Source organism: Streptomyces sp. NPDC031474 (assembly GCF_055581185.1).
The window spans coordinates 36,415-61,246 of record NZ_JBVIJX010000013.1 but is presented as its reverse complement, the minus strand read 5'-3'; the positions used below and the strand labels follow the sequence as shown (position 1 = coordinate 61,246).

Annotated in this window: 24 protein-coding genes; 11 read left to right on the top strand and 13 right to left on the bottom strand. The window is 71.2% G+C overall.

Going from position 1 to position 24,832, the window contains the following annotated elements:
• Positions 1-12 precede the first annotated feature (12 nt).
• The 6 genes from hflX to miaA form a co-directional block, all read right to left on the bottom strand.
• Positions 13-1,506 carry a GTPase HflX gene (hflX, locus tag ACZ5SK_RS27340; protein WP_319343560.1) on the bottom strand — a complete coding sequence of 498 codons (1,494 nt, stop codon included), beginning with the start codon at positions 1,504-1,506 and terminating at the stop codon, positions 13-15.
• Positions 1,507-1,642: 136 nt separating this feature from the next.
• Complete coding sequence (locus ACZ5SK_RS27335; protein WP_334576668.1) at positions 1,643-3,244, bottom strand: M1 family metallopeptidase; 1,602 nt, start codon at positions 3,242-3,244, stop codon at positions 1,643-1,645.
• A 136-nt stretch (positions 3,245-3,380) separates the two neighbouring features.
• Positions 3,381-5,579: a RelA/SpoT family protein gene (locus ACZ5SK_RS27330; RefSeq protein WP_334576670.1), complete on the bottom strand. Its 2,199-nt coding sequence runs from the start codon at positions 5,577-5,579 to the stop codon at positions 3,381-3,383.
• 300 nt (positions 5,580-5,879) lie between these two features.
• A complete protein-coding gene (gene dapF / locus ACZ5SK_RS27325) occupies positions 5,880-6,749 on the bottom strand; it encodes a diaminopimelate epimerase (RefSeq protein ID WP_334576672.1) in 870 nt (289 codons plus the stop codon).
• Between the two features lie 33 nt (positions 6,750-6,782).
• Entirely contained in the window at positions 6,783-7,292 is a 510-nt protein-coding gene (locus ACZ5SK_RS27320; RefSeq protein WP_334581145.1) for a hypothetical protein, read from the bottom strand.
• Between the two features lie 107 nt (positions 7,293-7,399).
• Entirely contained in the window at positions 7,400-8,338 is a 939-nt protein-coding gene (miaA, locus tag ACZ5SK_RS27315) for a tRNA (adenosine(37)-N6)-dimethylallyltransferase MiaA (RefSeq protein WP_079659082.1), read from the bottom strand.
• 181 nt (positions 8,339-8,519) lie between these two features.
• Between miaA and ACZ5SK_RS27310 the strand changes: the two genes are divergently transcribed.
• A complete protein-coding gene (locus ACZ5SK_RS27310) occupies positions 8,520-8,810 on the top strand; it encodes a hypothetical protein (protein ID WP_334576675.1) in 291 nt (96 codons plus the stop codon).
• Between the two features lie 24 nt (positions 8,811-8,834).
• Positions 8,835-9,107, top strand: coding sequence for an antitoxin (locus ACZ5SK_RS27305; protein WP_334576677.1), 273 nt, complete (start codon positions 8,835-8,837; stop codon positions 9,105-9,107).
• 78 nt (positions 9,108-9,185) lie between these two features.
• On the opposite strand, the gene ACZ5SK_RS27300 is transcribed toward ACZ5SK_RS27305, so the two are convergent.
• The 4 genes from ACZ5SK_RS27300 to ACZ5SK_RS27285 all read right to left on the bottom strand — a co-directional run bounded on the left by ACZ5SK_RS27300 (position 9,186) and on the right by ACZ5SK_RS27285 (position 13,388).
• Positions 9,186-9,902, bottom strand: coding sequence for a class III extradiol dioxygenase subunit B-like domain-containing protein (locus ACZ5SK_RS27300; protein ID WP_334576679.1), 717 nt, complete (start codon positions 9,900-9,902; stop codon positions 9,186-9,188).
• A gap of 61 nt (positions 9,903-9,963) precedes the next feature.
• A complete protein-coding gene (gene miaB, locus ACZ5SK_RS27295) occupies positions 9,964-11,493 on the bottom strand; it encodes a tRNA (N6-isopentenyl adenosine(37)-C2)-methylthiotransferase MiaB (protein WP_468576664.1) in 1,530 nt (509 codons plus the stop codon).
• 102 nt (positions 11,494-11,595) lie between these two features.
• Positions 11,596-12,348 (bottom strand): response regulator, encoded by a 753-nt coding sequence (locus tag ACZ5SK_RS27290; RefSeq protein WP_468576663.1) that lies wholly within the window; start codon positions 12,346-12,348, stop codon positions 11,596-11,598.
• Positions 12,345-13,388 (bottom strand): sensor histidine kinase, encoded by a 1,044-nt coding sequence (locus tag ACZ5SK_RS27285; RefSeq protein WP_334576685.1) that lies wholly within the window; start codon positions 13,386-13,388, stop codon positions 12,345-12,347. The genes ACZ5SK_RS27290 and ACZ5SK_RS27285 overlap by 4 nt, the downstream gene beginning before the upstream one ends.
• A 267-nt stretch (positions 13,389-13,655) precedes the next feature.
• On the opposite strand from ACZ5SK_RS27285, the gene ACZ5SK_RS27280 reads away from it, so the two are divergent.
• On the top strand, positions 13,656-14,141 hold the full coding sequence (locus tag ACZ5SK_RS27280; RefSeq protein ID WP_334576686.1) for a cation:proton antiporter regulatory subunit: 486 nt from the start codon (positions 13,656-13,658) through the stop codon (positions 14,139-14,141).
• A 4-nt stretch (positions 14,142-14,145) separates the two neighbouring features.
• The gene (locus ACZ5SK_RS27275) at positions 14,146-15,369 is read left to right on the top strand and encodes a cation:proton antiporter (RefSeq protein ID WP_079659088.1); all 1,224 of its coding nucleotides are present in this window, start codon (positions 14,146-14,148) and stop codon (positions 15,367-15,369) included.
• A gap of 72 nt (positions 15,370-15,441) precedes the next feature.
• On the opposite strand, the gene ACZ5SK_RS27270 is transcribed toward ACZ5SK_RS27275, so the two are convergent.
• Positions 15,442-15,852: a pyrophosphohydrolase domain-containing protein gene (locus ACZ5SK_RS27270; RefSeq protein ID WP_334576688.1), complete on the bottom strand. Its 411-nt coding sequence runs from the start codon at positions 15,850-15,852 to the stop codon at positions 15,442-15,444.
• Between the two features lie 107 nt (positions 15,853-15,959).
• Between ACZ5SK_RS27270 and ACZ5SK_RS27265 the strand changes: the two genes are divergently transcribed.
• On the top strand, positions 15,960-16,958 hold the full coding sequence (locus tag ACZ5SK_RS27265; RefSeq protein ID WP_468576662.1) for a TAXI family TRAP transporter solute-binding subunit: 999 nt from the start codon (positions 15,960-15,962) through the stop codon (positions 16,956-16,958).
• A 44-nt stretch (positions 16,959-17,002) separates the two neighbouring features.
• On the opposite strand, the gene ACZ5SK_RS27260 is transcribed toward ACZ5SK_RS27265, so the two are convergent.
• Positions 17,003-18,412 (bottom strand): sensor histidine kinase, encoded by a 1,410-nt coding sequence (locus ACZ5SK_RS27260; RefSeq protein ID WP_334576690.1) that lies wholly within the window; start codon positions 18,410-18,412, stop codon positions 17,003-17,005.
• Positions 18,413-18,424: 12 nt separating this feature from the next.
• A complete protein-coding gene (locus ACZ5SK_RS27255) occupies positions 18,425-19,111 on the bottom strand; it encodes a response regulator transcription factor (protein ID WP_079664734.1) in 687 nt (228 codons plus the stop codon).
• Positions 19,112-19,425: 314 nt separating this feature from the next.
• Between ACZ5SK_RS27255 and ACZ5SK_RS27250 the strand changes: the two genes are divergently transcribed.
• The 6 genes from ACZ5SK_RS27250 to ACZ5SK_RS27225 all read left to right on the top strand — a co-directional run bounded on the left by ACZ5SK_RS27250 (position 19,426) and on the right by ACZ5SK_RS27225 (position 24,761).
• The gene (locus tag ACZ5SK_RS27250; protein ID WP_079659092.1) at positions 19,426-20,202 is read left to right on the top strand and encodes an amino acid ABC transporter ATP-binding protein; all 777 of its coding nucleotides are present in this window, start codon (positions 19,426-19,428) and stop codon (positions 20,200-20,202) included.
• A gap of 53 nt (positions 20,203-20,255) precedes the next feature.
• The gene (locus ACZ5SK_RS27245; protein WP_334576692.1) at positions 20,256-21,110 is read left to right on the top strand and encodes a glutamate ABC transporter substrate-binding protein; all 855 of its coding nucleotides are present in this window, start codon (positions 20,256-20,258) and stop codon (positions 21,108-21,110) included.
• Between the two features lie 117 nt (positions 21,111-21,227).
• Entirely contained in the window at positions 21,228-21,893 is a 666-nt protein-coding gene (locus ACZ5SK_RS27240) for an amino acid ABC transporter permease (RefSeq protein WP_334576693.1), read from the top strand.
• Positions 21,890-22,792 carry an amino acid ABC transporter permease gene (locus tag ACZ5SK_RS27235; RefSeq protein WP_334576694.1) on the top strand — a complete coding sequence of 301 codons (903 nt, stop codon included), beginning with the start codon at positions 21,890-21,892 and terminating at the stop codon, positions 22,790-22,792. The genes ACZ5SK_RS27240 and ACZ5SK_RS27235 overlap by 4 nt, the downstream gene beginning before the upstream one ends.
• Positions 22,793-22,973: 181 nt before the next feature.
• On the top strand, positions 22,974-24,596 hold the full coding sequence (locus ACZ5SK_RS27230; RefSeq protein WP_468157486.1) for an FAD-dependent monooxygenase: 1,623 nt from the start codon (positions 22,974-22,976) through the stop codon (positions 24,594-24,596).
• A gap of 78 nt (positions 24,597-24,674) precedes the next feature.
• Positions 24,675-24,761 carry a putative leader peptide gene (locus ACZ5SK_RS27225; RefSeq protein WP_311605579.1) on the top strand — a complete coding sequence of 29 codons (87 nt, stop codon included), beginning with the start codon at positions 24,675-24,677 and terminating at the stop codon, positions 24,759-24,761.
• The last annotated feature ends 71 nt before the right edge of the window (positions 24,762-24,832 follow it).

Sequence of the window (24,832 nt, the reverse complement as noted above, 5' to 3'; positions counted from 1 at the left end):
CCTTCTGACGACTCAGGCGGCCGGCGCCGGAACGTACGGCGCGAGGTCCGCCGCCAGTTCCTCATGCACCCGTACCTTCAGCAGGGTGCCCTCCGCCGTGTGCTCCGCGGAGATCACCTCGCCCTCGGTGTGGGCGCGGGCGACCAGCTTGCCGTGGGTGTACGGCACGAGCGCCTCGATCTCGACCGAGGGCCGCGGCAGCTCGTTGTCGATCAGCGCGAGCAGCTCGTCGATGCCCTGGCCGGTGCGGGCCGAGACGGCGATGGAACGCTTCTCGATCCGCATCAGCCGCTGGAGCGTCAGCGGGTCGGCCGCGTCCGCCTTGTTGATGACGACGATCTCGGGCACCCCGGTGGCGCCGACGTCCCGGACCACCTCGCGCACGGCGGCCAGCTGCTCCTCCGGGTTGGGGTGCGAGCCGTCCACCACGTGCAGGATCAGGTCGGACTCGCCGACCTCCTCCATGGTGGAGCGGAACGCCTCGACCAGGTGGTGCGGCAGGTGCCGGACGAAGCCGACCGTGTCCGCCAGCGTGTACAGCCGGCCGCTGGGCGTCTCCGCCCGGCGCACGGTCGGGTCCAGGGTCGCGAACAGGGCGTTCTCGACCAGGACGCCCGCGCCCGTGAGGCGGTTGAGCAGGGACGACTTACCGGCGTTGGTGTAGCCCGCGATGGCGACGGACGGCACCTTGTGGCGCTTGCGCTCCTGGCGCTTGATCTCGCGGCCGGTCTTCATCTCCGCGATCTCCCGGCGCATCTTCGCCATCTTCTCGCGGATCCGCCGCCGGTCCGTCTCGATCTTGGTCTCACCGGGGCCACGGGTGGCGAGGCCGCCGCCCTTGCCGCCGCCCATCTGACGGGACAGCGACTGACCCCAGCCGCGCAGCCTCGGCAGCATGTACTGCATCTGCGCGAGCGCGACCTGCGCCTTGCCCTCTCGGGACTTGGCGTGCTGGGCGAAGATGTCGAGGATCAGGGCCGTACGGTCGATGACCTTGACCTTGACGACGTCCTCGAGGTGGATCAGCTGCCCCGGGCTGAGCTCACCGTCGCAGATGACGGTGTCCGCGCCCGTTTCGAGGACGATGTCGCGCAGCTCGTCGGCCTTGCCGGAACCGATGTAGGTGGCCGCGTCGGGCTTGTCGCGGCGCTGGATGACGCCGTCGAGGACGAGGGCGCCCGCGGTCTCCGCGAGGGCGGCCAGCTCCGCGAGGGAGTTGTCCGCGTCCTGTGCGGTCCCCGTGGTCCAGACGCCGACGAGCACGACCCGCTCCAGGCGGAGCTGGCGGTACTCGACCTCGGTGACGTCCTCGAGTTCGGTGGAGAGGCCGGCCACGCGGCGCAGGGCCGCGCGCTCGGTGCGGTCGAACTGGTCGCCGTCCCGGTCTCCGTCGATCTCGTGGCTCCAGGCGACGTCCTCTTCCATCAGGGCATCGGCCCGAAGACCTTCGGGGTAGGCGTGCGCCATGCGCTTGGTGTCCTGGGAAGGGGAAGAAGAGGAGGTCATTGGGTCCTTACGTCGTTGGGGATGCCGGATCGGCGGCCTTCATGCATCTCAACGCACGAGTGCCCCGGGAGATTCCCGGGCCCGTGCCGCGCCGACCTCACGATGGTCGCACGGTACGGCCCGTCTCGTCACGGCCTTATTCCGCGGTACGCGGGGCCTTCGGGACCGCATGCGGCGCGGTTTCCAGGCCGGCTTTCGGGACGGTCTTCGAGTCGGTCTTCAAGTCCGCCTTCGGGTCGGCCTTCGCGAGCGGTGCCGCCGACTTCCAGTCCGGGTGGCCGGGCATCGGCGGGGTCTTCTCGCCGTACAGCCATTGCTTGAAGAAGCCGGCGAGATCGCGTCCGGAGATCTTTTCGGCGAGGCCCTCGAAGTCGGCCGTGGTCGCAGTGGAGTCCCGGTGATCGTGCACCCACGCCCGCTCCAGGTGCTCGAACGCGGGCCGGCCGATCTCCTGGCGCAGGGCGTAGAGGACGAGGGCCGCACCGTCGTAGACGTTGGGGCGGAAGATGCTGATCTTCTGACCGGGCTTGGGCGCCTTGGGCAGCGCCGGTGGGCCGCCCGCGGCGCGCCAGCGGTCGGAGGCGCCGTATGCCGCCTTCATGCGCGCCTGGAGCGTGCGGCCCGCCTTCTCCTCCGCGTACAGCGCCTCGTACCAGGTGGCGTGTCCTTCGTTGAGCCACAGGTCCGACCAGGTGCGCGGGCTGACGCTGTCGCCGAACCACTGGTGGGACAGCTCATGCACCATGATCGACTCGAGGTACCACTGGGGGTAGCCGGGCTCGGTGAAGAGGTCTCTCTCGAAGAGGGAGAGGGTCTGCGTCTCGAGTTCGAACCCGGTGGAGGCCTCGGCCAGGAGCACGCCGTACGCCTCGAAGGGGTAGGGGCCGACCTTGCCCTCCATCCAGGCGATCTGGTCGGGGGTCTTCTTCAGCCAGGGTTCGAGGAGCGTGCGGTCCTTGGTGGGCACGACGTCCCGGACGGGCAGGGCGTGCGGCCCCGCGCGGTGCACGACCGTGGACCGGCCGATGGACACCTGGGCGAGCTCGGTGGCCATGGGGTGCTGCGTGCGGTACGTCCAGGTGGTCGCCCCGCCGACCCGGTCCATGCCGGTCGGCAGCCCGTTGGCCACCGCCGTGTAGCCGTTGGGCGCCGTGATCCGGACGGTGAACATCGCCTTGTCGGAGGGGTGGTCGTTGCACGGGAAGACCAGGTGGGCGGCGTCCGCCTGGTTGGCCATGGCGAGACCGTCCGTGGTCCTGATCCAGCCGCCGTCCCGGTCGGCGGGGCTCACGGGGTCGCTGGTGTGCCGCACGGTGATCCGCATCCAGCTGCCCGGGGGCAGCGCGTCCTTGGGGGTGACCACCAGGTCGTCGCCGGCGCCGGCGAAGGCGGCGGGTTCGCCGTCGACCTCGACCGAGTCGACCTTGCCGTGGGCGAAGTCGAGGTTGATCCGGTCCAGGGCGGTCGTGGTCCAGGCGTCGATGGTGGTGACCGCCTGGAGTGGCTTGTCGTTGGCGCCGGAATAGGTGAAGGACAGGTCGTAGGACGCGACGTCGTACCCGGGGTTGCCCAGGTCCGGGAAGAGGCGGTCGCCGACGCCGAGCGGGGTCGCCGGAGCGCTCGCGGCGACCAGGCAGACGGAGACGGCCGAGGCGAGCAGCGCGGATTTCAGCCGACGGGAGCGTCCGGGTCGGGCGGACGGGGCTCGCGGGGTCCGGGCGCGGGGGGTGAGCAGCATGCACCACCGCTACCAGCGCGCACGGTCGCCGCGTCGGCGACGCGCGCCCGCCCCACCCGAACGGGTTGCTCACGCGCGCGTGCGTGACGCCGGCGAGCGGATCCGGCGGGGCACATGCACGCGCGCGTGGGGATGCCTACATCGTCCCCGAGGAGGAGGACGAGGCGTGGTGCTGTGCGCGGTCCACGTCGTACACGCCGGGCACGTTGCGCATGGCGCGGATGAGGGTGGGCAGGTGTGCCGCGTCCGGGAGTTGGACGGTGTAGGTGTGGCGCACCCGCTGCTGGCTCGGGGGCTCGACGGTCGCGGAGACGATCTCGGCGCCTTCCGAGGCCATCGCCTCGGTGAGGTCCGCGAGCAGATGGGGGCGGCCGAACGATTCGGCGACCAGGGTGACCCGGCATCCGGTGGTGTCGCCCCAGCGCACGTCGACCTCTTCGCGCCCCGCGTTCGCCATGCGCGCCACGGCGGTGCACTCGGTGCGGTGCACGGTCACCACTCCCCCGCGCACGGCGAAGCCGGTGATCTCGTCGAGCGGCACAGGCGTACAGCATCCGGCGAGCCGGACGCTCGCGTCGGGCCGGTCCACGACGGTGATCGCGGCGCCGGGCAGCGCGGCGGACGCGTCGGCCGCGAGCGCGTCGGCCGGGCTCCGCGGGGTCGGCTCGGCCGCCTTCGGAGCGCTCACTGCCCCGGAGCCCGCTGCGGGTTCGGGGTGCTCGTGTTCGGCCGGGGCCGGGTGCGTCGCCAGCCACCGTTGGATGGCGATCCGGGCGGCGGGGGTGTGGGCGTGGTCCAGCCACTCCCTGGAGGGCTCCGAGGCGGGGTCCTGGCCCATGAGGAGTTGGACGGTGTCGCCGTCCCGCAGGACCGTGCTGAGGGTCGCCAGGCGGCCGTTCACACGGGCGCCGATGCAGGCGTGGGCGTCCTCGCCGTACTGCGCGTACGCGGCGTCGACACAGGTCGCCCCCTCGGGCAGGCCGAGCGTGCCGCCGTCGGGGCGGAAGACGGTGATCTCGCGGTCCTGGGCGAGGTCCTCGCGCAGGGTGGACCAGAAGGTGTCGGGATCGGGTGCGGCCTCCTGCCAGTCGAGGAGGCGGGAGAGCCAGCCGGGCCGGGTGGGATCGACGCGTTCCCCGTCGGCGGGGGCTCCCTCCCGGGCCTGCTCCTCGGCGGGAGCCGTGTAGGGATTGCCGAGCGCGACGACGCCGGCCTCCGCGACCTTGTGCATCTGATGCGTACGGATGAGGACTTCGGCGACCTGGCCGTCCTCGCGGGCGACGGCGGTGTGCAGCGACTGGTACAGGTTGAACTTCGGGACGGCGATGAAGTCCTTGAACTCCGAGACGACCGGCGTCATACAGGTGTGCAGTTCGCCGAGGACGGCGTAACAGTCGGCGTCCTCGTTCACCAGCACCAGCAGGCGGCCGAAGTCGGCGCCCCGCATCCGGCCGCGCTTGCGGGCCGCGCGGTGCACGGAGACGAAGTGCCGTGGCCGGATGAGGACTTCGGCCTGGATGCCGGCGTCGCGCAGGACCGTGCGCATCGCGTCGGCGAACTCGGCGAGGGGGTCGTCCGCGCGGGAGGCGTTGTCGACGATCAGCTCGCGGGTGTGCTCGTACTCCTCGGGGTGGAGGATCGCGAAGACCAGGTCCTCCAGTTCGGTCTTGAGCGCCTGAACGCCCAGGCGTTCGGCGAGCGGGATGAGGACGTCGCGGGTCACTTTGGCGATGCGCGCCTGCTTCTCGGGTCGCATCACCCCCAGGGTGCGCATGTTGTGCAGCCGGTCGGCGAGTTTGATCGACATGACGCGGACGTCGTTGCCGGTGGCGACGAGCATCTTGCGGAAGGTCTCGGGCTCGGCGGCCGCCCCGTAGTCCACCTTCTCCAGCTTCGTGACGCCGTCGACGAGATAGCGCACCTCGGCGCCGAACTGCTCACCGACCTGATCGAGCGTCACATCGGTGTCCTCGACGGTGTCGTGGAGCAGCGAGGCCGTCAGGGTCGTGGTCTCCGCGCCGAGTTCGGCGAGGATCAGGGTCACGGCGAGCGGGTGGGTGATGTAGGGCTCGCCGCTCTTGCGCATCTGGCCGCGGTGCGAGGACTCGGCGAGCACATAGGCGCGGTGCAGCGGTTCCAGGTCGGCCTGCGGATGGTGGGCGCGGTGGACCTCGACCACGTGACCGATCGCGTCGGGCAGTCGGCCGCGGGAGGCGGGCCCGAGCAGCGCGGCCCCGACCAGGCGGCGCAGGTCGATCCGGGGACGGCTGCGCCTGCGAGGCGTGGCCGGTACTACCGGGCCTGGGGTCGCAGGGTTCGTGGCCTCCGCACTCATGGGCACCTCCGGCTGCGTGGACCGGCGGACGGGGTGTCCCAGGGCGGACACGGCTCAGGGGACTGGCGTACGGTCCCCCGTCCGGGCCGGTGCTTGATGCTACCGAGCCCATCACGCGCGACTGACCGCCTCTCGCCGAGCGTGAAACGGATCACCCATTCGAGCGATGGATCAGAGGTTTACGATTTTGAGCCACCCGACCGAGGGGCGGTCGCGCATTCGAACCCACGACCGGCCCCCGGGGCGTGCTCCCGCCTGCCAGCGGAGCCTCCCGGCCTCCGATACCAAGCCGTGTCGGGATCAGCGGGCGGCTGTTTCCAGCCACTCGGGATCGATCTCTCCTGTGGCGACGATCACTGCGGGCCCGGTCATCTCGATCTCCCCGTCGGGTCGCTCGGTGATCAGCAGACGGCCGCCGGGGAGGTCGACGGTGTACGTGACCGGCGTCCCGGTGGTCGCCGGGTCGATGCCGTCCCTGCGCGCGGCCGCCACGGCGACGGCGCACGCGCCCGTGCCGCACGAGCGGGTCTCGCCGGACCCGCGCTCGTGCACGCGCAGGGCGACGTGCCGCGGGCCGCGGTCCACGACGAACTCGACGTTGACGCCGTCCGGGTAGGCGGAGGCGGGGCCGAAGGGCGGCGGGGAGAACAGGTCGCCGGCGTGGGCGAGGTCGTCCACGAAGGCGACGGCGTGCGGGTTGCCCATGTTGACGTTGCGCGCGGGCCAACTGCGCGGGCCGACGCTCACCGTGACGTCCCCTTCGGGGAGCCGCGCCCTGCCCATGCCGACCGTGACGTCCCCGTCCTTGGCGATGTGCACGCTCTTGACGCCCCCGCGCGTGGCGACCGCGAGGTCGCCCTCGGGGACGAGCCCGGCCCGCTGGAGATAGCGGGCGAAGACGCGGACTCCGTTGCCGCACATCTCGGCGACGGAGCCGTCGCCGTTGCGGTAGTCCATGAACCACTCCGCCTCGGCCGCCATGTCCTTCGCCTCGGGGTGTGCGGCGGAGCGCACGACGTGCAGCACTCCGTCGCCGCCGATGCCCGCGCGACGGTCGCACAGGGCGGCGACGGCGGCCGGGGTGAGGTCGATGGCGTTCTCGGCGTCCGGAACGATCACGAAGTCGTTCTCGGTGCCGTGACCCTTGAGGAAGGCGATCCGCGTGCTCATTCCTCGATCGTACGGGGTGGGCGAGCGGGACGGTCAGCGCAGCCGGGCGACCCGCCAGACGGCCAGGGCGACCACCGCCGCGACCATCACGACGTAGGCGAGGACGACCCGCCAGTCGGGCCGGCGCCCGGAGCCGCGCTGGGGCAGGCCGGGCCACGTGTAACCGACACGGCGGGCAGCCGTCGTTCCCCAGCCGGCCGCGCAGGAGCAGATCAGCAGCCCGAGCATGGCGATCATGGCCCCGCTGTCGCCGAAGTCGAACGCGAGCGGGAAGGCGAACATCAACGAGCCGATCGCGGCCAGGGCCACGATGGGCGCGAGCTGCCAGATCCGCAGCCGTCGCTGCGGGCGCAGCTCGACCTCGACCTCGGGGCCGCTCGCGAACATCTCCTCGGGCTCGGGCCCGTCGTCGCTCACGCCGCCCTGGGTGTCGTCCTCGTCCGGCCCGTCGGGGCTCAGACGGACCTCCTCGGGCTCCGGTTCAGCGCCCTCGACGGTGCGGTGCTCGGTGCCTTCTGCGGTGTCGCGAGGGCCGGCCTCCATCGCCACGCGCCCTCCCAACTCGGACTCCACTTGTCGATCGAAGCTCGATGATGGCACGGCACCGGAGGCCCGGATGACGGCCTGGGCGTCCCGATGCCATGACGTGATCAGGCTGTAACCGGTCGTTCCACCAACGCCAGCGCGAGCTCCGGAAGTTCTGTGAGATCAGCCGCAGCCCCACTCAACCAGTGCACCCGCGGATCGCGCCTGAACCACGAATCCTGACGGCGCGCGAAGCGCTTGGTGGCACGCACGGTCTCCGTGCGCGCCTCGGCCTCGGTGCACTCGCCGGCCAGGGCCGTGAGGACCTGCTGGTAGCCGAGCGCGCGCGAGGCCGTACGCCCCTCGCGCAGGCCCTGCGCCTCCAGCGCGCGGACCTCGTCCACGAGTCCCGCGTCCCACATGCGGTCGACGCGGCGGGCGATGCGCTCATCGAGTTCGGGGCGCGCCACGTCGACCCCGATCTGGACGGTGTCGTAGACGGAGTCATGCCCCGGCAGGTTGGCGGTGAAGGGCTTGCCGGTGATCTCGATCACCTCCAGGGCCCGCACGATCCGGCGGCCGTTGCCGGGCAGGATCGCGTGCGCGGCCTCGGGGTCGGCGGCGGCCAGCCGGGCGTGCAGCGCTCCCGAGCCGCGCAGCGTGAGCTCTTCCTCGAGGCGGGCGCGGACCTCGGGGTCGGTACCGGGGAACTCCAGGTTGTCGACGGCGCCACGGACGTACAGCCCGGAGCCGCCGACGAGAATCGGCCACCGGCCCTCGGCGAGCAGGGCGTCGATCCGCGCGCGGGCCAGCCTCTGGTACTCGGCGACGGAGGCGGTGACCGTGACGTCCCAGACGTCGAGGAGGTGGTGCGGGACGCCGCCGCGCTCCTCGGGCGTCAGCTTGGCGGTGCCGATGTCCATCCCTCGGTAGAGCTGCATGGAGTCGGCGTTGACGACCTCGCCGCCGAGTCGCTGGGCCAGGAAGACGCCCAGATCGGACTTTCCGGCCGCGGTCGGTCCGACGACGGCGATGACGCGGGGGGCGGGGGGTGCGCTGCTCACTGCACCAGTCTCGCAAACCTCGACCCCCGCCCTCGAACGAGTTACGTGACGGCACCGGCCCGGAGTCGTTGCCCGTTGCGAGATTCCCGTCGCCCTTCACAGGGGCGGCGGCCCCGGTGGCGCAATCGGACGCACCGGCCAACGCGGGATTTCGCCCGCACGAGTACCGTATGGAGTGGATATGGGCGTTTTGGCGCGACTTTTCCGGAGGTCGAAGGTCACGGAGGACGCGGCTGCCGAAGAGGCGACGACCGCCGCCGAGGCGCCGGCCGGTACGCCGCAGGACGGCACCGACGGGGAACCGGCTGCAGAGGTCACGCAGGAGGCGACCGAAGCCAAGGATGACGGAACGGCGGCACCGGCGGAACCGGCAGCGGAGCCGGCCGCCGCCGACGACGGCGTCGAGATTCCCCGGCAGCAGTCCGCCGAGGAAGCGGCCGACAGCGAGGCCGGCGAAGGCGCCCGCACGTAGGGAACCCGCGAGGGAAGGTGACCCATGGGTCTTTTGGACAATTTGAAGGCCAAGCTCGCCCCGGCCAAGGGCAAGGTCTCGGACCTCGCGCAACAGCACGGGGGCAAGATCCAGCACGGTCTCGACAAGGCCGCGCACGTCGTCGACGAGAAGACCAAGGGCAAGTACAGCAACAAGATCCATACGGGCACCGACAAGGCCAAGGGCGCCATGGACCGGATCGCGCACAAGGACGAGCCCCCAGCGGGCGGCGGGGACACGTTCACTCCGCCGACCCCGCCCCCACCGGCTTCCTGACCGCGCGTGAAACGGCGGACGGCCGCGGAGCGGAGACGCTCGCGGCCGTCCGCCGTTTCACGCCCTCCGGCCCGTCCGCTACGACCAGGCCGCGACCACGTATCCGACGCCGTACGGCGCGTCCTCGTACAGCAGAGCGCCCGTCAGCCCGGCGTCCTCGGCGGCGCCCGCGAGCACCTGCCAGGGCGCCCGGCCCGACGCCTTGAGCTCGTACGCCAGCTCCGCGTCCAGTGCCTGGAGAGCCGTCACGTCCGCCGTGGCGAGCGCCCGTGCGACCTCCGCGTCGAAGGGGGCCGCGCGCTCGTCGAGGTAGCCCGGCGCCTTCAGCGTCCGGCACGCGCTGGAGTCGCCCATCACCAGCAGCGCGACCCGCCCTGGCATCGCGCCGATCTCCCGTCCGACCTCGACGCACCGCTCGGCCACGAGCGGTTCCCCCACGCCCAGTCCCTCCACGGGGGCGGCCGCCCAGCCGGCGCGCTCCAGCAGCCAGGCGCCGACGGCGAGGGACGGCGGCAGATCGCGTCCGGGCTGTGCGTCACCGCCGTCACAGCCCAGCCGTACAGCGAGGTCCACCCCGAAGCCGCGGAACGAGCCCCGCGCACCCTGCGGGTACGGTCCGCGCCCGGCCTGCTCGGCGGGCCCGACGACGACGAGACGGTCCGGCCGGGCGGCCGCCAGCACGGACAGCGCGTCGGAGCAGGCGGTACGCGCCGCGTCCAGCTCGGGAGCGGCGCCCGCGGCGACCTCGGGCACCAGGAGGGGCGGACAAGGGCAGACTGCGGCGGCGACAAGCATGATCGGCAGGGTAGCCCCGCACGTGATCGGCGGGGCACCCCGACGGGTGTCGCGCCGGCCGTCAGTCGCAGCCGCAGCCGCTGCCCGTGGCCACCGGGAGCGGGGCGGGCACCCCGATCTTGGGCAGCCCCAGCAGGACGCCGGCCGGCTTCGCCGCCTTCTCCGCGGTGCGCTTCTCCCACGCGTCCCCCGCGCGCGTGCGGCGCACGTCCAGGACGGCGCCCTCGGCGAGGAGGTGGTGCGGGGCGGCGTAGGTGATCTCGACCGTCACCACGTCACCCGGGCGCACCTCCTGCTCCGGCTTGGTGAAGTGGACCAGGCGGTTGTCGGGGGCGCGGCCGGAGAGGCGGTGGGTGGCGCCGTCCTTGCGGCCCTCGCCCTCGGCCACCATCAGCTCCAGGGTCCGGCCGACCTGCTTCTTGTTCTCCTCCCAGGAGATCTCCTCCTGGAGGGCGACGAGGCGCTCGTAGCGCGCCTGCACGACCTCCTTGGGGATCTGGTTCTCCATGGTCGCGGCCGGGGTGCCGGGGCGCTTGGAGTACTGGAACGTGAACGCCTGTGCGAAGCGGGCCTCGCGGACCGTGTGAAGGGTCTGCTCGAAGTCCTCCTCGGTCTCGCCGGGGAAGCCCACGATGATGTCGGTGGTGATCGCCGCGTGCGGGATGGCGGAGCGGACCTTCTCGATGATCCCGAGGTAGCGCTCCTGCCGGTACGACCGGCGCATCGCCTTCAGGACCGTGTCCGAACCCGACTGCAGGGGCATGTGCAGCTGCGGCATGACATTGGGCGTCTCGGCCATGGCGGCGATGACGTCGTCGGTGAAGTCGCGCGGGTGCGGGGAGGTGAAGCGGACACGCTCCAGGCCCTCGATCGCGCCGCACGCGCGCAGCAGCTTGCTGAAGACCTCACGGTCGCCGATGTCGGAGCCGTAGGCGTTGACGTTCTGGCCGAGCAGCGTGATCTCCGAGACACCCTCGCCGACCAGCGCCTCGATCTCGGCGAGGATGTCGCCGGTGCGACGGTCCTTCTCCTTGCCGCGCAGGGCCGGGACGATGCAGAAGGTGCAGGTGTTGTTGCAGCCGACGGAGATCGACACCCAGGCCGCGTAGGCGCTCTCGCGCCGCGTCGGCAGCGTGGAGGGGAACGCCTCCAGGGACTCGGCGATCTCGACCTGCGCCTCTTCCTGCACGCGCGCACGTTCCAGCAGGACCGGGAGCTTGCCGATGTTGTGCGTGCCGAAGACGACGTCCACCCAGGGCGCCTTCTTGACGATGGTGTCGCGGTCCTTCTGCGCGAGGCAGCCGCCGACCGCGATCTGCATCCCGGGACGCTTCGACTTCATCGGCGCGAGCCGGCCGAGGTTGCCGTAGAGCCGGTTGTCGGCGTTCTCGCGGACCGCGCAGGTGTTGAACACGACGACGTCGGCGTCGCCGTCCGACCCCTCGGGGGCGCGCACATAGCCGGCCTCTTCGAGCAGCCCGGACAATCGCTCGGAGTCATGGACGTTCATCTGGCACCCGTAAGTGCGGATTTCATAGCTCTTGGGTGCGTGAACGTCCACTGCGAGGCTCCGGTCGCTGCTGCTGGTCATGGCTCAAGGGTAGGCGCTCCCCGGAGACCGCCCGCCTCCCCTTCGTCGCGGGGAGGGGCGACAGCCGGAACTCAGCGCACGCCCGGCTTCGCGGGCTCGTTCTCAGGGGTCGATGAGTCCGGCGCGGATCGCGTAGCGGGTGAGCTCCAGGCGGTCGCGCATGCCGAGCTTGTGCAGGAGGTTGGCGCGGTGCCGTTCGACGGTCTTGGCGCTGATGAACAGCAACGCTCCGATCTCCCTGGAGGTGTGGCCCTCCGCCACGAGCTTGAGGATCTCCTCTTCGCGTTCGGTGACAGGTCGCTCGGGCAGGCCCTCCACACCGTCGCCTCGGTGCAGTCGGTCCAGGTAGGAGCGGACGAGGGCCCGCTCGGCGCCCGGGTAGATGAACGGCTCGTCGCGCACCACGGCCCGGCAGGCCTCGACCAGGTCCCGGTCGGCGACCGACTTCAGGACGTACCCGCCCGCTCCGGCCTTGAGGGCCTCGAAGAAGTACTGCTCGTTGTCGTACATCGTGAGGATGAGGAGGGGCAGCTCCGGGAGGCGGCGGGAGAGTTCACGGGCCGCCTGCAGACCGGTCATCCGGGGCATGGCCACGTCGAGGACGGCCAGGTCGATGTCCCCCGCCCGGGCGCGCTCGACCGCCTCGGCCCCGTCCCCGGCCTCGGCGACCACCGTCAGATCGGGCTCGCCGTCCAAGATGAGCCGCACGCCCCGACGAACGAGTGTGTGATCGTCGGCGAGGAGGACACGGGTCGGCGCGGCGGGTGACCCGTGCGAGGCCGGTGCGGTGGGCGAGGCCCCTGCGGTGGCTGACGTCGGTGCGGTGGGCGAGGTCGGTGCGGTGCCGTCCGTCATCCGTGGTCTCCGGGAGGGGCCGGGAGCGTGGCGTCCGCCCGGTCGGCGCCCGTCGCCGCCCGCAGCCGTACGTCCGTGCCGCCTGCCGACGCCCCGTCCGTCCCAGCTGCCGTCCCGCGGGCCGTCGCGACCCCGCTGACGTCCGCCCTCGACGAGACGCTGAGGGTCGCCCCGATCAACAGGGCCCGTTCGCGCATCCCCCGGATGCCGGCGCCCTTCCCGGCCGCCGCGTCCAGGCCCCTGCCGTTGTCCCGTACGAGGAGTTCGACGCCGTCGGCGACCGGGCTCAGCCGGAGTTCGGCACGGTCGGCGCCGGAGTGCCGGGCGGTGTTGGTGAGGGCTTCCTGGGCCACGCGGTAGAGCACGAGTTCCGTCTCCTCGGTCAGCGGGGGCAGACCGGTGCGCAGGTCGTGGCGCACCGTCAGTCCCGGGGTGGTGAACTCTGCGGCCAGTGAGCGCAGCGCGCTGAGCAGGCCGAGCTCGTCGAGGACGCCGGGGCGCAGTCGGCGGGCGATGCGGCGGATCTCGTCGAGGCCCGCCCGGGTGGCCTCCTGCGCCTGGCTCAGGTCCTCGCGCAGGTCCTCCGGGGCCCGGTCGGCGACCCGTTTGAGCTGGAGCAACACGGCGGTGAGGGTCTGGCCGACCTCGTCGTGGAGTTCGCGGGCGATGCGGTGGCGCTCGCGTTCCTGGGCGGACAGGGCCCCGGCCGCGCTGGCGGCCCGTTCCGCCTCCAGCCGGTCCAGCATGGCGTTGTACGTGGTGATCAGCTCGGCCGTCTCGACCGGTCCGCAGACCACGGCACGGGCCCCGGGACGCAGCAGGTCGGCGTCGGCCATGGCCCGGCCCAGTCGTCCCAGCGGGGCCAGGCCGACGCGCAGCACGACCGCGTTGACGGTCAGCAGCGCGACCAGTCCGGCCACGACGACGAGCACCTCGCCCGGAAGTATCGGCGTGGAGACGGTGACCGGGCCCAGCAGCAGCGCGGCCGCCACGACCAGAGCGGCGGCGTTGAGGACGAAGATCCGCCAGAACAGCGACACGTGCGCGGCTCCTCCCCTTCCTCCCGTCCCCCCAGTACCGGCCGCTCCGGTTGTTCCTGTTGTTCCTGTTGTTCCTGTTGTTCCGAGTGTTCCGGCCGCTCCGGCCGCTCCGGCCGCTCCGGCCGCTCCGACGCCGGCTCCTACCGCCGTGACCAGCCTCTCCGGCCGCCGCCCGCCCTGTCCATCCGTCACGACACCCATGTCGTCACCGTACGGGTGGATGGCAGCATGGCGACTCCCGGCACCCGACCAGCAAGGGGAAGAAACGTGTCTGCGCCACGCCTCCGGACGACACCGCTGCCAGGAATCGGGGTCCAGTACGACCTCGTGACGCGGGAGCAGCGCCACCTGTCGGTGGTGGCGCACCGCGACGGCACCCGAACCGTCAGCGTGTACCGGGCCGACGATCCCGACTCCTGCGCGCAGTCGCTGCGCCTGACCGGCACCGAGGCGGGCTCGCTGATCGACGCGCTGATGCCGTCCCATCACAGCGCGAGCCTGCTCTACACCACGGACCTGGGGCTGGTCGCCGAGCGCGTCGAGGTGGCGGCGACCTCGCGCTGGAACGGGCGGCTGCTGGGCGACACCCGGATGCGCACGGAGACCGGCGCGTCGATCGTGGCGGTGCTGCGGCGGGCCGAGGCGATTCCGTCCCCGGCGCCGGACTTCCGTCTCGCGGGCGGAGACACCCTCATCGTCATCGGCACCCGCGAGGGCGTGGACGCGGCCGCGGCGATACTCGGGCGGGAGTGATCGAGTGCACTCCGCCGTCCTGCTGATCGAGTTCGGTTCCATCATCCTGGGCCTCGGCCTGCTCGGCCGGTTCGCCGCCCGCTTCAGCTTCTCGCCGATCCCGCTGTACCTGCTGGCCGGCCTTGCCTTCGGCGAGGGCGGGCTGCTGCCGCTCGGCGCGAGCGAGGAGTTCGTCGCCACCGGCGCCGAGATCGGCGTGATCCTTTTGCTGCTGATGCTCGGCCTGGAGTACACGGCGAGCGATCTGGTCTCCAACCTCAAGGCCCACTATCCGGCCGGGCTCGTGGACTGCGCCCTGAACGCCGTGCCGGGTGCGGCCGCCGCGCTGCTGCTGGGCTGGGGGCCGGTGGCGGCCGTGGTGCTCGCGGGCGTCACCTGGATCTCGTCGTCCGGGGTGATCGCTAAGGTGCTGGGCGACCTGGGCCGGGTCGGCAACCGGGAGACGCCGGTGATCCTCAGCGTGCTGGTCCTGGAGGACCTGGCCATGGCGGTCTACCTGCCCATCGTCACCGCCCTGGTGGCCGGCGTCGGGCTGGCGGCCGGCAGTGTGACCCTGGCGATCGCGCTGGGCGTCGCGGGACTGGTGCTGTTCGCGGCGGTGCGGTACGGCCGGGTCATCTCCCGTTTCGTGTCGAGCGACGACCCGGAGAAGCTGCTCCTCGTCGTGCTGGGGCTGACGATCCTGGTCGCCGGTGTGGCGCAGCAGCTGCAGGTGTCGGCGGCCGTGGGTGCGTTCCTGGTGGGCATCGCGCTGTCCGGGGAAGCCGCGGAGGGCGCGCACACCCTGCTGAGCCCGCTGCGGGATCTGTTCGCGGCCATCTTCTTCGTCTTCTTCGGACTGCACACCGACCCGGCGAGCATCCCTCCCGTCCTCCTGCCCGCCCTCGCGCTGGCGGCTGTCACCGCCGCGACGAAGATCGCCACCGGTTACTGGGCGGCGCGGCGGGCCGGGATCTCGGTCAAGGGGCGCTGGCGGGCGGGCGGTGCGCTGGTGGCGCGCGGGGAGTTCTCGATCGTCATCGCCGGACTCGCTGTCACCGCCGGAATCGAGCCGTCCCTGGGACCGCTGGCGACGGCTTACGTCCTGATCCTGGTCGTCCTCGGCCCGCTCACCGCCCGCTACACCGAGCCACTGGCGGCTCGGTGGGCTCGACGCCGCAGGCCCCGCGACGGCGGCACGGCGGAGCCGCTGCCCGAGGCCCGGCACCAGACCCCGGTGGGCGACTGACGTCCCGTCGAAGGCAGGGCGCGGACCGCGGAGCGTGACGCGCGCCACCGGACGGCGCCCGCCGCCCCCGCTTCAGGCCGCGCCGCCGGGTATCCAGCCCTGGCGGCGCAGCACCGCGGACACGTCCGGCGCCTCGTAGTGCTCCCCCTTGAGGACCTTGCCGTCGGCACGGCGGGCGACCTGGCCGTCGGGGCCCAGCTTGGTCATGTTGGAACGGTGGATCTCGGCGAGCACCGCGTCGAGATCGATGCCGTGCACCAGGGCCGTGCCGTACGCGACGTAGACGACGTCGGCCAGCTCGTGCGCGAGCCGGTCCAGCGGGCCGCTCACCGACACCTCGGCGACCTCCGCGGCCTCTTCGGCGAGCAGCTCCCCGCGGTGCGCGGCGAGGCCGGGCGCCACCTCCGTGGGCGTACTGCGGGCGTCGAGGCCGAAGGCGCGGTGGAACTCACGGACCAGGTCGGCGGGCGAGGAAGAGCTCATGCACCGACTGTAACGACGCCCACTGACAATCCCGTCCGGGCCGTCCACGACCGGTCCGCGGGCCATGCGCTGGTCAGCACGGTGTGCCGACTGGCAGGATCGCGCCCATGTCCAAGGTGTTCTCGCGTGTCGGCAGGCGCCGTGCCCTGCAGGGCGCGGCCGTCGGTGCCGTCGTCCTCGGGCTGTTGCTGTGGTGGCTGCAGCCGCTGGGCGAGGAGCCGCCGCACGGGTCGATCACCTTCAGCACGGGCACGACGAGCGGCGTCTACTACGAGTACGGCGCCCGGTTGCGCGCCGAGCTCGCCAGAGACATGCCCGACCTGGACGTGAAGCTGACGACGAGCAACGGGTCGCAGGAGAACGTCGCGCGCGTGGCGGCCGGCCAGGCCGATTTCACCATCGCCGCGGCCGACGCCGTGGAGACGTACGAGCGGCAGCACCCCGGCTCGGCCGCCCGACTGCGCGGGGTGGCCCGCCTGTACGACGACTACGTCCAGCTGGTGGTGCCGCGCGACTCGGCCATCCGGTCCGTCGCGGACCTGCGGGGCAGGACCGTGGCGACGGGGCTGCCCCGCTCGGGTGTTCGGCTGATCGCCGAGCGGGTGCTTCAGGCGGCGGGCCTGGACCCGTCGAAGGACATCAAGGCCGAGTCGGAGGGCATCGACACCGGCCCCGAAAAGCTGCAGCAGGGCAAGATCGACGCGTTCTTCTGGTCCGGCGGGGTGCCGACGGCCGGCCTGGAGACGCTGGCCGACAGCTTCACCTTCCGGTTCGTGCCGATCGGCCCCGAGCTCGTCGCCCGGATGCACGACCAGGACGACTCCACCGGCTACTACCGCGCCACGAACATGCCCGAGTCGGCCTACCCCACCATCCAGAACGGCTCCACCGTGGCGACGATCGCGGTGTCCAACCTGCTGATGACGCGTACGAACATGGCTCCGCGGCTCACGGAATGGCTGACCCGGACCGTGATCAAGAGCCGGGACGGCATCGGCGCGCATGTGCACTCCGCCCAGCTGGTCGATCTGCGCACGGCCATCTACACCGACCCGCTCAAGCTGCACGAGGGCGCCCGCCGCTACTACCGCTCGGTCAAGCCGTAGGCCGTCTCCGAGCCGTAGGCCGTCTCCGCGCCGCAGCCCCGTCGCTACGACGTCGGCGACCTGGGCACCGACACCGTCGCCGTCAGGCCACTGGGCTCGTGGTGTGCGTAGGACAGGCCGCCGCCGCCCGCCGCGAGCAGGGCCTTGGAGATGGACAGGCCCAGGCCCGAACCCTTGATGTTCTGGTGGCGGCCGCTGCGCCAGAAGCGGTCGCCCACGCGCGCGAGTTCCTCATCGGTCAGCCCGGGCCCGTTGTCGGTGATGACGACGGTCGAGGTCTCGCCGTCGGCCGCGACCGTGACCTCGACGCTCTTGCCCTCGGGGGTGAACTTCACCGCATTGTCGATCACGGCGTCCAGTGCGCTGGACAGCGTCACCGGGTCGGCCCACGCGGTGGTGGGCGGGCAGTCGCCCACCAGGCGGACGCCCTTGGCCTCGGCGGTGGGCGCCCAGGCGGCGACGCGTTCGGCGGCCAGCGCGCCGATGTCGGTGACCCGCAGGTCGGCCTCGGCATGCTCGGCCAGCGCCAGGTCGAGCAGGTCGTCCAGGACCTGGGCCAGGCGCTTGCCCTCGCTCTGGACGGACGCGATCTCCTCGTTGCCCTCCGGGAGCTCGTAGGCCAGCAGTTCGATGCGCAGCAGCAGGGCGGCGAGCGGATTGCGCAGTTGGTGCGATGCGTCGGCGACGAAGGCGCGCTGCTGCTCCAGTACGTCCTCGACGTTGTCCGCCATCTCGTTGAACGATCCAGCCAGCCGCCGGAGTTCGGGCGGCCCGCCGGCCACCGCCACCCGGGATTTCAGGCGGCCGCTCGCGATCGAGTGGGTGGTGGCGTCCAGCACGCGCACGGGCTTGAGCACCCAGCCGGTCAGCCGCAGGGCGGCGCCGATGGCCAGCAGCATCGCGGCGGCCTCGCCCGCGCCGATGACCAGCCAGCCGTGCAGGATGCGCGACCGCATGGCTCCGGTGGGCGAGTCGGTGACGACGACCGCGACGACGTCGCCGTCCCGGATGACCGGCGACGCCACGACGAGCCGATTGCGCTGCCATGGCCACACCTGCTGCGGGTCATGGCTGCGACGGCTGAGCAGCGCCTCCTCGAAGGCTTCCCGCACCTCACCCGTTTCGGGGAGGTACCAGTCCCTCGGGGCATGAGCCATGGGGGTGTCGGTGCCGTAGAAGACGCCGGCACGAATGCCGTAGACGTCGTAGTAACTGTCGAGCTCCCGGCCGAGCGTCTCGCGTCGCTCGTTCGTGGGCGTCACCGCGGAATCGCTCGTGCCCGAGGAGGCGGTGACGAACTGGGCGAGCGCCGCGAAGCGCGCGGTGTCGTCGATGCGGTCGACGACCACCTTCTGCTGCTGGGCGCCCGCCACGCTGACGGCCAAGGGCACGCCCAGGGCCAGCAGCACGGCCGCCATCAGGACGATGAGCAGCGGCAGGAGACGTGTACGCAACAGCGGTCCCCGCTACGCGGCCGGGGCGACGAGCCGGTAGCCGACGCCGCGCACGGTCTCGATCAGCGCGGGCATGCGCAGCTTGGCGCGCAGGGAGGCCACATGCACCTCCAGGGTGCGCCCGGTTCCCTCCCAGCTGGTGCGCCACACCTCGCTGATGATCTGCTCCCGGCGGAAGACCACGCCGGGGCGCTGGGCGAGCAGCGCCAGGAGGTCGAACTCCTTGCGGGTCAGTTGGATCACCGAACCGTCCACCGTGACGCGTCGCGTGGGCAGCTCGATCTGCACGGGGCCCAGGCGCAGCGCGTCCTCGCCGCCCGCGGCCGGGTCCTCGTGGACCGTGCGGCGGCTGACGGCGTGGATCCGGGCGAGCAGTTCCCCGGTGTCGTAGGGCTTCACCACGTAGTCGTCGGCGCCCAGGTTGAGGCCGTGGATACGGGAGCGCACGTCGGAGCGGGCGGTCACCATGATCACCGGGGTGGCGGTGCGCTTGCGGATCTTGCCGCAGACCTCGTACCCGTCCTGGTCGGGCAGTCCCAGGTCGAGCAGCACGACCCCGAAGCCGGGCCCCTCCGGCACGAGCGCCTGTAGCGCCTCCTCGCCACTGCGCGCGTGTGTGACCTCGAAACCGTGCCGTTTCAGGACCGCGGACAGGGCGGCGGCGACATGGTTGTCGTCCTCGACGAGCAGCAGTCTCATCCCGTCCTCCTCCGGTTCATCGGGCATACGGTCTGACTCACTAAAACGGGCGTACGGTTCTCGTGAGTGAAAAAACGGGGCACACGCGTGCGTGCATCATGGCAGTCACGCTGATGGACGAGGACGCCGTCAAGTGAGTTCCGGTTGCATGCGGCTTCCGTTATCCGGCCGATACGGGCGCAGGTCACAAGTGCTACGACACGTGTCCGATTGCTATCGGATCGTGATGCTCAGATTCCCCTCAGATGTAATGACGCTGATCGCAGCAGGTCACTACTGTCCTCCGAAACCGAGGAGGACGGAGCCCCAGAGCGATGACCGAAGTATCGGTGGCCAAGGAAGACATGGTCGCGAGCGGTGAACTGGTCGTCCTGAAGAGCGTCAACAAGCACTTCGGCGCGTTGCACGTTCTCCAGGACATCGATCTGACGATCGCGCGCGGCGAGGTCGTCGTGGTCATCGGACCCTCCGGGTCCGGTAAGTCGACCCTGTGCCGCACCATCAACCGCCTGGAGACGATCGACGAGGGCACGATCACGGTCGACGGCAAGCCGCTGCCCCAGGAGGGCAAGGAGCTGGCCCGGCTGCGCGCCGACGTCGGCATGGTCTTCCAGTCGTTCAACCTGTTCGCGCACAAGACGGTGCTCGAGAACGTGATGCTCGGCCAGATCAAGGTCCGCAAGGCCGACAAGAAGAAGGCCGAGGACAAGGCGCGCGCCCTCCTGGACCGGGTCGGCGTGGGCACCCAGGCCGACAAGTATCCGGCGCAGCTGTCGGGCGGCCAGCAGCAGCGCGTCGCCATTGCGCGGGCGCTGGCGATGGACCCGAAGGTCATGCTGTTCGACGAGCCGACGTCGGCCCTGGACCCCGAGATGATCAACGAGGTCCTCGAGGTCATGCAGCAGCTGGCCCGGGACGGCATGACCATGATCGTCGTCACCCACGAGATGGGTTTCGCACGATCGGCTGCGAACCGCGTGGTGTTCATGGCGGACGGACGCATCGTCGAAGAGGCTGCGCCCGACCAGTTCTTCAGCAATCCGCGCAGCGACCGCGCCAAGGACTTCCTGTCGAAGATCCTTCACCACTGACGGAACTCAGCCCCCGCTCGCAGTACTTCACCACTCTTCTCAAGGAAGTCACCATGAAGCTTCGCAAGGTCACCGCCGCCTCGACCGTAGCGCTCGTCCTCGCCCTGACCGCCACCGCGTGCGGCGGTGACAACAAGGACGACAGCTCCAGCAGCGGCTCCAGCGGCGGCAGCGGCGGCGGAAAGATCAAGATCGGCATCAAGTACGACCAGCCCGGTCTCGGCCTGAAGAAGCCCGACGGGTCTTTCGCCGGCTTCGACGTGGACGTCGCGACGTACGTGGCCAAGCAGCTCGGCTACGACAAGGACAAGATCGAGTTCGTCGAGACCAAGAGCGCCGACCGTGAGAACGCCCTCGAGCGCGGTGACGTGAAGTTCATCGCGGCCACCTACTCGATCAACGACAAGCGCAAGGCGAAGGTCGACTTCGCCGGCCCGTACCTGCTGGCCCACCAGGACCTGCTGCTCAAGACGGACTCGAAGATCAGCAAGGCCGAGGACCTCAACGGAAAGAACCTGTGTTCCGTGACCGGCTCGACCTCGGCGCAGAACATCCATGACACGATCGCCCCGAAGGCGAACCTGAAGGAAGTCAGCTCCTACTCGGAGTGCATCGCCGGCCTGCAAAACGGCTCCGTGGACGCGGTCACCACCGACGACTCGATCCTCGCCGGCTTCGCCTCGCAGGAGCAGTACAAGGGCAAGTTCAAGCTCGCGGGCCTGAAGCTGAGCAACGAGAACTACGGCATCGGCGTCAAGAAGGGCGACACCGCGACCGTGGACAAGATCAACAAGGCGCTGGAGAAGATGGTCAGCGACGGCTCCTGGCAGAAGGCCGTCGAGGCCAACTTCGGCCCGGCGAACTACAAGAACGAGCCGGCCCCGAAGATCGGCGTCATCGTCAAGTAACCGCCTCCCGCGGCCCAGCCATGCGGGGTTCCCGCGGTGCGCCGCCGTCCGTCGCGATCACGGCGGCGGCGCGCCCCGCCCTCCTCATACGCCACCCACCCGGAAGCGCGGGAGATCGTGTTCGACTTTCTTGAAGGTTACGACGTCCTAGGGGCGTTCTGGATGACGGTGAAGCTCACCGCCCTCTCCGCCGTGGGCTCCTTGATCTGGGGCACCCTGCTGGCCGCGATGCGGGTCAGCCCGGTCCCGCTGATGCGCGGGTTCGCCGCCGCCTACGTCAACATCGTCCGGAACATCCCCCTGACGGTCATCATCCTGTTCAGCTCGCTCGGCCTCGCCGACGTCTTCGGTATGACCCTGGGGGCCGAGGACTTCAAGGTCCAGGGCTTCCGGCTCGCCGTGCTCGGTCTGGTCGCCTACACCGCGGCCTTCGTGTGCGAGGCGATCCGCTCCGGCATCAACACGGTGCCCTTGGGACAGGCGGAGGCGGCCCGGGCCATCGGGCTGAGTTTCAGCCAGACCCTCACGCTCATCGTGCTGCCGCAGGCCTTCCGTTCGGTCATCGGACCGCTGGCCAACGTCCTGATCGCCCTGACCAAGAACACCACGGTGGCGGCCGCCATCGGCGTCGCCGAGGCCGCCTACCTGATGAAGACCATGATCGAGAACGAGGCGCAGACGCTGCTCATCGGCGCGGTCTTCGCGTTCGGATTCGTGGTACTGACCCTGCCGACCGGCCTCATCCTGGGCTGGCTCAGCAAGCGACTGGCGGTGAAGCGATGAGTTCGGTCCTCTACGACACCCCCGGCCCCCGCGCCAAGCGGCGGAACGTCATCTTCTCGGTGGTCTTCGTCGTCCTCCTCGCGCTGTTCGCGTGGTGGGTGTGGCAGAAGATGGACGAGAAGGAACAGCTCACCTCGGCCCTGTGGAAGCCGTTCACCGAATCCGAGGCCTGGACGACGTACCTGCTCCCCGGTCTCGCCAACACTCTGAAGGCCGCGGCCCTCTCCATGGTGATCGCCCTCCCCCTGGGCGCCGTCTTCGGTATCGCACGCCTGTCCGACCACCGGTGGGTGCGCGTCGTCGCCGGAACGGTGGTCGAGTTCTTCCGCTCGATCCCGGTGCTGCTCCTGATGCTGTTCGCCAACGAGTTCTACTCCCGCTCCACGAACGTCACCAGCGAGGACCGGCCGCTCTACGCGGTCGTCACGGGCCTGGTGCTCTACAACGCCTCGGTCCTCGCCGAGGTCGTCCGGGCCGGCATCCTCTCCCTGCCCAAGGGGCAGACGGAGGCCGCGTACGCGATCGGCCTGCGCAAGGGCCAGACGATGAGCAGCATCCTGCTCCCGCAGGCGGTCACGGCGATGCTCCCGGCGATCGTCAGCCAGCTCGTGGTCATCGTGAAGGACACCGCGCTGGGCGGTGTGATGATCGGCTTCACCGAGCTGCTCAACTCGCGCGGCACCCTCGCCGCAAACTACGCCAACGTCATCCCGAGCTTCATCGTGGTCGCGGCGATGTTCATCGTGCTGAACTTCATCCTGACCAGCTTCGCGAGCTGGCTGGAGAAGAGGCTGCGGCGCAGCAAGCGCAGCACGGGCGCGGTTCTCGGCGTCGAGAAGGTGGACGACCTCAACGCGGCCGAGGTCGGCGGCGGATTCGGCAGTGGGGCCTCGGCATGATCTGACGCGCGCTCAGGTGAGGTGACCTGTACGGAGGCAGTGGCGTGCGCGCCGCTGCCTTTCGTCACTTGACGCAAACAACGACAATGGGTTGCATACGTTCTGTGATCGTGCACCCTGCTCCAACCTTTTGTTCACTCACATCCCTGAGGACACCGTCGCGGGCAGGGGGCGGCACGCCGTGGACCCGGTGATCATCGTCGGAGCGGGGCCGGTGGGGCTCACGCTCGCCCTGGCGCTGGCGCGCCAGCAGGTCCCGTCCGTGGTCCTCGACGAGGGCCCCGGAAAGGACGAACCGCGGCTCGCGCGCACCGTCGTGCTGCGCGAGGACACCGCCGCGCTGATGGAGCGGCTGACCGGGACGTCCCTCGGCGAGGCCGGGGTCCACTGGGCCGGATGGCGGTCGATGCGGCGCAAGCAGGTGACCCGCCGGATCGCCTTCGACGACACGACCGACCCCGCACCCCTGCACATCGCCCAGCATGTGCTCACGAGCGCCCTGCGCGCCGCCCTCGCGGGCGAGCGACTGGTGAAGATCGCCGTGGACAGCCGTCTGGACACCATCGAGCAGGAACCGTCCGGTGTCACGGCGCACACCCGCGGCCCCAGCGGCACCTGGTGGCGCGGCAGCCACCTGGTCGGCTGCGACGGCCCGCGCTCCACGGTCCGCAAACTCCTCGACATCCGCTTCCCCGGCCGTACGGCGGTGGAGCGACACGCCGTGGCCGCGCTGCGCACGGAACTTCCATGGGCCGACGAGGCGTTGCTCCATCGGACGCCCCCGTGGCGGACGACCGGTCCCTCCGCCGGGGAGATCACCGGACGCCCACTGCCGGACGGCGTCTGGCGTCTGGACTGGCTGCTGCCGCCCGGCAAGGACCTCGTCACGCCCGAACTGCTCGTGGCCCGCATCCGCGAGACCCTCGCGGGCTGGAGCGAGGGCCCCACACCCGCGTACGAACTGCTCGACACCGGCGTCCACACCGTGCACCACCGGCTCGCCCGCCGCTGGCGCGTGGGGCGCGTCTTCCTTGCCGGGGACGCCGCCCACCTGCTCGGCGCGCTCGGCACCCAGGGCCTCGACGAGGGCCTGCGCGACGCCGACAACCTCGCCTGGAAACTGGCCCTGGCCTGGCACCACGGGACGCACGAGGCGCTGCTCGACAGCTACCAGGCGGAGCGGCGCGCCGCCGTCGCCGCCCGGCTGCGCGCCGCCGACCAGGCGCTGCCGCTGCTGCGCGGCGGCGGGGGCATCAGGGCGTACGTCCCCGGCGCGGCCCGCGGCCACGACGTGCTGCTCACCGACGGCCACCTGGGACGCGGCCCGCTGGGCGCGCCGGGCAGGTACGACGACTCCCCGCTCGCCCCCCGCCACCTGGAGGCCGAGGTACCGGTGACGACGCCGCCCGGCGCACCGGCCGAGGATGTGCGCGTGACGGCGGAGGACGGCTCGTTCGTACGCCTGCGGGAGCGGCTCGGCCGGGGCGCGCTGCTCGTCCTGCTGATCGCGCCGGGCACGGGCGTGTGGGAGCGCAGGCACTGGGTCGGCGCCGGCATCATGCCCCGGCTCGCGGCCGCGGTGACGGCCCTGCCGAGCCCGGCCGAGCTGCTCGTCGCCGAGACCTACCCGGGCGCGGCCGCCCACACCGTCCTGCTGATCCGGCCCGACGGCCATCTGGTCACCGCTCTCAACGGGGTACGCGCGGCCGACCTGTACGCGGCGGCGGAGGCGGCGGTGGGCGGGCCGCCGGAGGCGCAGGAGGCCTCCCCGGCGGGAGCCACCGCGGGCTCAGCGGCCAAGTGAACGTACTCACCGTCACCGTGTGGTCCACATGGTGACAGTGAGTTGACCGGGTTGCACCGGCGTGGTGTACTCCCGATCGTGACCGACACCGATGTGCGCCTGTGGCGGAGGGTCCATATGGACCTCGTCCGCTATGCGGGCTGCGTGTGTCGTCCGTCCTGCTGACTTCGCATCCCCCTTCCCCACCGGCGCGCGCCGCCGCTGCGCCCCCGCGCTCTCTCCTGGCCGCGCGCTCC

Coding starts and splice junctions, on each gene's coding strand:
- ACZ5SK_RS27250 (WP_079659092.1), top strand. CDS start 19,426: ATGACCGAAGTATCGGTGGCCAAGGAAGACATGGTCGCGAGCGGTGAA.
- ACZ5SK_RS27235 (WP_334576694.1), top strand. CDS start 21,890: ATGAGTTCGGTCCTCTACGACACCCCCGGCCCCCGCGCCAAGCGGCGG.
- ACZ5SK_RS27265 (WP_468576662.1), top strand. CDS start 15,960: ATGTCCAAGGTGTTCTCGCGTGTCGGCAGGCGCCGTGCCCTGCAGGGC.
- ACZ5SK_RS27330 (WP_334576670.1), bottom strand. CDS start 5,579: ATGAGTGCGGAGGCCACGAACCCTGCGACCCCAGGCCCGGTAGTACCG.
- dapF (WP_334576672.1), bottom strand. CDS start 6,749: ATGAGCACGCGGATCGCCTTCCTCAAGGGTCACGGCACCGAGAACGAC.
- ACZ5SK_RS27310 (WP_334576675.1), top strand. CDS start 8,520: ATGGGCGTTTTGGCGCGACTTTTCCGGAGGTCGAAGGTCACGGAGGAC.
- ACZ5SK_RS27255 (WP_079664734.1), bottom strand. CDS start 19,111: ATGAGACTGCTGCTCGTCGAGGACGACAACCATGTCGCCGCCGCCCTG.
- ACZ5SK_RS27245 (WP_334576692.1), top strand. CDS start 20,256: ATGAAGCTTCGCAAGGTCACCGCCGCCTCGACCGTAGCGCTCGTCCTC.
- ACZ5SK_RS27305 (WP_334576677.1), top strand. CDS start 8,835: ATGGGTCTTTTGGACAATTTGAAGGCCAAGCTCGCCCCGGCCAAGGGC.
- hflX (WP_319343560.1), bottom strand. CDS start 1,506: ATGACCTCCTCTTCTTCCCCTTCCCAGGACACCAAGCGCATGGCGCAC.
- ACZ5SK_RS27290 (WP_468576663.1), bottom strand. CDS start 12,348: ATGACGGACGGCACCGCACCGACCTCGCCCACCGCACCGACGTCAGCC.
- ACZ5SK_RS27270 (WP_334576688.1), bottom strand. CDS start 15,852: ATGAGCTCTTCCTCGCCCGCCGACCTGGTCCGTGAGTTCCACCGCGCC.
- miaB (WP_468576664.1), bottom strand. CDS start 11,493: ATGACCAGCAGCAGCGACCGGAGCCTCGCAGTGGACGTTCACGCACCC.
- ACZ5SK_RS27335 (WP_334576668.1), bottom strand. CDS start 3,244: ATGCTGCTCACCCCCCGCGCCCGGACCCCGCGAGCCCCGTCCGCCCGA.
- ACZ5SK_RS27320 (WP_334581145.1), bottom strand. CDS start 7,292: ATGGAGGCCGGCCCTCGCGACACCGCAGAAGGCACCGAGCACCGCACC.
- ACZ5SK_RS27300 (WP_334576679.1), bottom strand. CDS start 9,902: ATGCTTGTCGCCGCCGCAGTCTGCCCTTGTCCGCCCCTCCTGGTGCCC.